General features: G+C 41.6%; 1 protein-coding gene. It reads right to left on the bottom strand.

Going from position 1 to position 781, the window contains the following annotated elements; all coding sequences use genetic code 11:
* Positions 1-29: 29 nt before the first annotated feature.
* Positions 30-724 (bottom strand): IS1 family transposase gene (locus tag AAC854_RS22795; protein ID WP_340619083.1). Its coding sequence is split into 2 segments (ribosomal slippage): positions 30-475 and positions 475-724, totalling 696 coding nucleotides; the frame shifts between segments, so codons are not numbered across the junction.
* Positions 725-781 lie beyond the last annotated feature (57 nt).

Genomic DNA, 781 nt, shown 5'->3' with positions numbered 1-781 from the left:
GGTCATGTATTGAATAGTTAGATCATTCATTAAACGTAGTTTTCACGCTCAATGAACGTCCCTATCACCTTGTCATGCATCTCTTCGGATTTGGAATAGCCAATCGTCTTTCGATTCAGCCTTTTTAGGCGAATACGATGGGTGAGATTGGTTCTTTCTATTCGTTGGGTAAACCTTTTTCCTGTTAAGTGCTCTTCTTCTGAAAGACAATCATAAACCGCATAATCATCCGTACAATAAAATCGAACTTTAAAAGGAGACAGTAATGCCAGCAGTTTATCCAGTGTCTTCCTGCTGCGATCACCAAAAACATGCGCGACTATTCGTTTCATTCGGGGTTCCCAAGCATACCAAAGCCAGCGCTGGTTCTTCTTGCTGCCTACAAACGACCATTGTTCATCTATTTCACAGATAAGCTGAATGTTATTTCCATCAAGGGGCAGCGTAGTCACGTTCCGGGGGGTAAGTTTTTTAGTGTTTTCAGGACAGTAGAGGTGGCAACTTTCAGTACACGTGCGGTATCACGAATGCCGCCATTATTCATTGCCATATCGACAATTTGCTCTTTAACGCCCGGTTTACAGGCTTGGTAGGTATATTCCAACTGAAAGACTTTGCAACAGTCATAGCAGCGATAACGAGGATGTCCCCCATTACCTTTTCCATGTCCTTTCACTTTTTCTGATTTGAGACAATAACGGCAATAAACGTCAACTTTAGCCATACTTCACCTAAAAAAGCTAAAAGCATATCACATCAACTAACTATTCAATACATGACC

Origin of the sequence: Xenorhabdus entomophaga (assembly GCF_037996725.1) — a bacterium.
In the GTDB taxonomy this organism is placed as follows: domain Bacteria; phylum Pseudomonadota; class Gammaproteobacteria; order Enterobacterales; family Enterobacteriaceae; genus Xenorhabdus; species Xenorhabdus khoisanae.
Note: the sequence above shows the minus strand (reverse complement) of the source record. Positions and strands in the feature narration are given on the sequence as shown.